Origin of the sequence: Streptomyces colwelliae (assembly GCF_048158785.1) — a bacterium.
Taxonomy (GTDB): Bacteria; Actinomycetota; Actinomycetes; order Streptomycetales; family Streptomycetaceae; genus Streptomyces.
The window spans coordinates 1-5522 of record NZ_JBLTJC010000543.1 but is presented as its reverse complement, the minus strand read 5'-3'; the positions used below and the strand labels follow the sequence as shown (position 1 = coordinate 5522).

General features: G+C 71.4%; 4 protein-coding genes, 1 tRNA gene and 1 pseudogene. 4 read left to right on the top strand and 2 right to left on the bottom strand.

Translation table 11 applies throughout. From position 1 onward, the window contains the following. Nucleotides 1-237: 237 nt before the first annotated feature. Together ACNFOC_RS50320 and ACNFOC_RS50315 are read left to right on the top strand one after the other, a co-directional pair. Complete coding sequence (locus tag ACNFOC_RS50320; protein WP_416965686.1) at nt 238-987, top strand: RNA polymerase sigma factor; 750 nt, start codon at nt 238-240, stop codon at nt 985-987. Then, complete coding sequence (locus ACNFOC_RS50315) at nt 980-1741, top strand: hypothetical protein (RefSeq protein ID WP_416965685.1); 762 nt, start codon at nt 980-982, stop codon at nt 1739-1741. The genes ACNFOC_RS50320 and ACNFOC_RS50315 overlap by 8 nt, the downstream gene beginning before the upstream one ends. 280 nt (nt 1742-2021) lie before the next feature. On the opposite strand, the gene ACNFOC_RS50310 is transcribed toward ACNFOC_RS50315, so the two are convergent. Beyond that, nucleotides 2022-2098 (bottom strand) — tRNA-Pro (locus tag ACNFOC_RS50310). A 154-nt stretch (nt 2099-2252) separates the two neighbouring features. Here ACNFOC_RS50310 and ACNFOC_RS50305 point away from each other — a divergent pair. Next, a complete protein-coding gene (locus tag ACNFOC_RS50305; RefSeq protein WP_416965684.1) occupies nt 2253-2963 on the top strand; it encodes a thiamine pyrophosphate-binding protein in 711 nt (236 codons plus the stop codon). 62 nt (nt 2964-3025) lie between these two features. Next, nucleotides 3026-3955, top strand: a complete 930-nt coding sequence (locus ACNFOC_RS50300) for a transketolase family protein (RefSeq protein ID WP_416965683.1) — start codon at nt 3026-3028, stop codon at nt 3953-3955. A gap of 64 nt (nt 3956-4019) precedes the next feature. Here ACNFOC_RS50300 and ACNFOC_RS50295 read toward each other — a convergent pair. Then, nucleotides 4020-5355 (bottom strand): annotated as a pseudogene (locus ACNFOC_RS50295) (MFS transporter). Between the last annotated feature and the right edge of the window lie 167 nt (nt 5356-5522).

Below are 5522 nucleotides of genomic sequence, written 5' to 3'. Positions count from 1 at the left end.
CCCCACCACCACCGCCGCCGCCGTCCGCATACCGAATTCACGGGGCGCCGGGGATGTGTCGAGCCGACCCTCGCGCCGACGGCGGCTGTGCGGCGGAGCGCCTGCGATGCCGTGGAGAAAGCTGATGTGTTGTGACACTTCTGTGAGCACGGACGCTGGTCAACATGGGGCCGTCGATGCGACCGGAGCACGGCGGACGGCACGGACCCACTGTGAACGGTGCGAACGAGGACGGTTTTGGGCCAGCTACGGCGACCCCGGCGCGTACAGACGTACGACGGGGAATTGGGCGCGGCAGTCGAGCGAGCCCAGGACGGCGACGAATCCGCCTTCACGATCCTCTACCGGATCGTGCAGCCCAGCCTGCTCGGCTACCTGCACGGGCTTGTCGGCGACGACGCGGAGGACGTGGCGTCCGACGCCTGGCTGGAAATTGCCCGTGACCTCGACCGTTTCAAGGGAGACGGGGCCGGGTTCCGTGGCTGGACCGCGACCATCGCCCGGCACCGTGCGCTGGATCATCTGCGGCGCCAGCGCGTGCGGCCCCGGGCGGGCGGGACCGAACAGGACGTCCTGGACCTGCCCGGCCCGCACAGCACCTATGACCAGGCCCTGGAGTCCCTCTCCACCGAGCGGGCCCTGGACCTGGTCCGCGGGTTGCCTCGGGATCAGGCCGAGGCCGTGCTCCTGCGGGTCGTCGTCGGCCTGGACGGTCCCGCCGCCGGCCGCGTCCTCGGCAAGCGTCCGGGAGCGGTGCGCACTTCCGCCCATCGCGGACTGAAACGCCTCGCGCGCCAGCTGGGCGTCGGCGGCGAAGTGGACGCGGGTGTGACGGATGAGGCTTCCCGAACGCTGGTGGAGTCGGAACGAACAACGACAGCAACCGAAATGAACATCAACGGCCGCGGTGGGCCCACGTACAGGCACCAGACGGCCATACCGAACGAATCGAACCTGTCGGACAAGAACGGAAGCGGACATGGGTGAACGGCTGAGCGGCGACGGAGTTCCGGGCCGCCGACGTGTGCACCCTGGTGGCGCCGCGTCCGACCCGTGGGACGCGCCGGACACCGCCAGACTGGAGGCGACGCTGGACGTCGTCATCCGCGACAGAGATCTCGACCCCGAGGCCGAGCAGCGCGCTCTGGTCGCTTTCCGGACCACCCGCAACCCGGGCACGCAACGGGCGCGGACCCGGCGCCGGGACGACTGGCGACTGCCCGCGAAGCGGCGTGCCGGGCGACCCGTGAAAACGACGTTCGGCGTGGTGTTCGCCAGCCTGGCCCTGGGTGGCGTCGCGGTCGCGGCCATCGGTTCCGCCGGTTCGTCCACGGACGGCGCCGGTACCGACCGGGCGACCGCGCACCCGTCGGTCGCCCCGGACCGGCCGGGCAGTGCGGCCTCGTCGGCGACGACCGGAGCCGACCGGCCGACGGACGGTTCGTCCCACGCCCAGAACACCGAAGCCCATTGCCGCGCCTACGAGCAGGTCAAGGGCCACGGCAAGGCGCTCGAAGCAACGGCCTGGCAGCAGCTCGTCGCGGCCGCCGGCGGGAGTGACAAGGTCGCCGCGTACTGCTCCGAGCAACTGGCCCAGGCGACGTCCACACCGAGCAAGTCGGTCGGCACGGGCAAACCCAGCCAGGCCGCGGACGCCGGCAACGGCACGGCGGGCAACACCGGCTCCTCCGGCAACGGCCAGGCGGGCGAAGCCAATGGCAAAGGGAAGAAGCCCAAATAGCCCTGACCCCTGCAAGCGAGTTCGCCAGCACCCTCGCTGTCGACGATGAATCGCCAAGCACTCCAGCACGCGCGCCGAAAACGGCCTTCCGCCGTACACCGACTCACCAATCGCCCGGGAGAAGGAGCTCCCGGTCTCTTCTGCCGGACAGGTCCGACCCGTCCGACGCGGTGTGTCGCCCGACCCCGGCCTGCGACCACATTGCGACCACCAGCCCTCCAGGAACGCGAAAAGCCGCCCTCCCGTAAACGAGAGAACGGCCTCCGACCTGCATCAAAGCTGGTCGGGACGACAGGATTTGAACCTGCGACCCCTTGACCCCCAGTCAAGTGCGCTACCAAGCTGCGCCACGTCCCGCTGCCCGTCTGACCTGGGGTTTCCCCTGGTTGAACGCGCATGGAAACAATACCGCACTCGCGTCGGTGATCGCGCACGCCTTTATTCGGGCAAGGGGTCGCCTCCGCCTTCGCCGCTTGACCTGAAGTTTGGTTGAGGTTGCACGATCGTCCGCATGACGACGACAACCACGGAACACAGCCGTCTGTACACACACGGCGACCTGCCCCGCCTCATGGGGCTGATGACCGGCGACGAGAAACACGGCCCGGCGGCGACCTCGACGCTGGACGCACTGTGGGTGCTCTACGACCGGGTGCTACGGGTCGGCCCGGGGCGCATGGACGACCCCGAGCGGGACCGGTTCCTGCTGTCCAAGGGGCACGGGCCGATGGCGTACTACGCCGTACTGGCCGCCAAGGGATTCGTACCGGTGAAGTGGCTCCCGGACTTCGGCTCCTACGACTCGCCGCTCGGGCACCACCCGGACCGGGTGCTGGTACCGGGCGTCGAGATCGGCAGCGGGTCGTTGGGGCACGGGTTGCCGATCGCCGTCGGGACGGCACTGGGGCTGCGCGCCCAGGGGCGTACCGAACCGCGGGTCTGGGTGCTCGTCGGGGACGCCGAGCTGGACGAGGGCAGCAATCACGAGGCCATCGCGTTCGCCGGGCCCGCCGGACTGGACCGGCTGCACACCGTCGTCATCGACAACTCCTCGGCCAGCCACGCCCGGCCCGGCGGTATCGCCGCCCGGTTCCGGGCCGCGGGCTGGTCCGCGGTGACGGTTGACGGCCGTGATCACGAGGCGCTGTACGCCGCCTTCACCGCGCCGCACCCCGGCCGACCGCAGGTGGTCGTGGCCCGGGTGGAGCCCAAGTCCGCCTGATCGTCCGTCCGTTTCCGATATCCGATATCCGATATCAGCAGCACAATCGAGGAAGGCTCTCCATGGACACCATGCGTGACCGTTTCGCCCCGGTCGTCTCCCGGCTGCTCGACGAGGACCCACGGGTCGCGGTCGTCCTCGCCGAGATCGGCGTGGACGGCTTCGCGGACGCCCGGCTCCGGCACCCCGACCGGGTGATCAACGTCGGCATCCGCGAGCAGCTCCTCGTCGGGGCGGGCGCGGGGCTCGCCCTGACCGGGATGCGTCCGGTCGTGCACACCTTCGCGAGTTTCCTCGTCGAGCGGCCCTTCGAGCAGGTCAAGCTGGACCTCGGGCACCAGGACGTCGGCGCGGTACTGGTGAGCGCGGCGGCCTCCTTCGACTGGCCCGCCGGCGGGTTCACGCATATGAGCCCGGGCGACGTGGCCCTCCTCGACACCCTGGACGGCTGGACCGTGCATGTGCCCGGCCACCCGGACGAGGCCGAGACCCTCCTACGGCACGCGGTCGCCGCGGGCGACGACAAGGTGTACGTACGGCTGTCCGTCCAGTCGAACGCGGAGGCCCTCCCGGTCGACGGCGCGCGCTTCCGCACCGTCCGCGAGGGCCGCTCCGGCGTGGTCGTCGCCGTCGGGCCGATGCTCGACGCCGTCCTCGCCGCGACGGAGGGCCTCGACGTCACCGTCCTGTACGCCACGACCGTACGGCCCTTCGACGCGGACGCGTTGCGCGCGGCCACACGGGACGCCGGGACGGACGTCGTGCTCGTCGAGCCGTATCTGGCGGGCACCTCGGCCACCGCCGCGAACGACGCACTGGCCGACGTGCCCCACCGCGTTCTCGGCCTCGGCGTCGGCCGGGCCGAACTCCGGCGCTACGGCACCCTCGCCGAACACCTCACCACCCACGGCCTCGACGCGCGGACGCTGCGCGAGCGGATCGGCGGCTTCGTAGGAGTAGAAGGAGGCCGGCGGGTGGCGGAGCGGAGCTGAGACCGCGCCGTACGACAACGCCCTCACCGTCACACGCAACCACCGTGTCCCGGCACCGGCGCCGTCAACTCTCCTGCGGGCACGCCCGTTCACGTATCACCGCATCGCTCGGGGCACTGGAACCACTCGGGCCGACCGGTATCGCGTCGGCGCGTATCAGCCCGCGTACGGCAGGCACCAGCAGCAGAGCGGTCGGCACGACGAAGCTCATCGCGCCCGCGACGAGGAGCACATGGTCGGTGCCGAGGGCTGCGGCGGCGGGGCCGGCCAGGGCCTGGCCGACGGGCATCATCGCGAGGGAGCCCGCCACGTCGTACGCGTGGATGCGGTTGAGGACGTCCGGGTGGGACCTGGGTCTGGACGCTCGTCGCCCACATCACGCCCCAGAAGGACATCCCCACCCCGGCGACAGCGGCGCCGGCCGCCATGGCCGGTACGCCGAGCCCCGCCCCGACGGTCGCCGGGAAACCGGCGAAGGCGAAGAGGGCGATCGCACCGGCGCGCAGCATACGGCGGGGGCGCAGCCGCAGGGCCAGCAGTCCGCCTACGACGGTGCCCGCGCCGAGGGCCGAGTTGACCAGGCCGTAGGCGCGCGGGCCGTGTTGTTGCACCACTTGTGTCGCCACGAGCGGAACGGTCGGACCCCATACGGCGATCATGTAGAGGCACCAGACGGCGATGACCGCCCAGAGCCAGGTGCGTGATCTGAACTCCCGCCATCCCTCGACCAGATCGGCCTTGAAGGCGCCCGACCCGTGCCCCGGCTCGCGGCTGCCCGGCGCGAGCGGGGGCAGCCGGAGGAGCAGGAGGCAGAGGGCGCTCACCGCGTAGGTGGCGGCGTGGGCCGCGAACACGCCGCCGGGCGAGGTGAATCCGACGAGCAGGCCCGCGACGGCCGGACCGGCGAGCTGGGCGGCGGACTCGGCGATGCGTATCGCGCCGTTCGCGCCCTGGATGTCGGTGGCGAGTCTCGGCACCGTACTCGCCACGCCGGGCTGGAACACCGCGCCCGCCACGCCGTTGACGAAGCCGATCGCGCAGATCTCCCAGAGCACGACATGGCCGGTGAAGAAGAGTACGGCGGCGAGGGACTGGGTGCCGAGGCGCGCCAGGTCGGCACCGATCATCAGCTTGCGGGTGCTGAAACGGTCGGCGATCACGCCGCCGAAGACGACAAGTCCCGCGAAGGCGGCGGCTGTTGAGGCCATGGCGAGGCCGACCGCGCCCGCGCCGTACCCGTGTTCCAGCAGACCTGCGGCGAGGGCCACGGGCAGCATGGTGTCGCCGAGCCGGGCGACGGCGCGGGCCACGAAGAACAGCGCGAAGTCCCGTGACCAGACGGGCCGTTCGCCACGCCCACGGCCCCGCTTCGCCGACCCGGCGACCGCTCCGGCAACGATGTCAGCACCGTCATCGCCGTCGCCTCCGGCTCCGCCGGCCACCCCTGCCGATCCCGGCTCCGGCCCGACCAGCTCCGACTCCGAACCGCGCCCCGTCCCCTCGCGTGCCGGATTCGACGACGTCCCGGTCATCCCCCACCGCTCCCTCCCCCGACCCTGTCTCTTAT

Coding starts and splice junctions, on each gene's coding strand:
- ACNFOC_RS50300 (WP_416965683.1), top strand. CDS start 3,026: ATGGACACCATGCGTGACCGTTTCGCCCCGGTCGTCTCCCGGCTGCTC.
- ACNFOC_RS50315 (WP_416965685.1), top strand. CDS start 980: ATGGGTGAACGGCTGAGCGGCGACGGAGTTCCGGGCCGCCGACGTGTG.
- ACNFOC_RS50305 (WP_416965684.1), top strand. CDS start 2,253: ATGACGACGACAACCACGGAACACAGCCGTCTGTACACACACGGCGAC.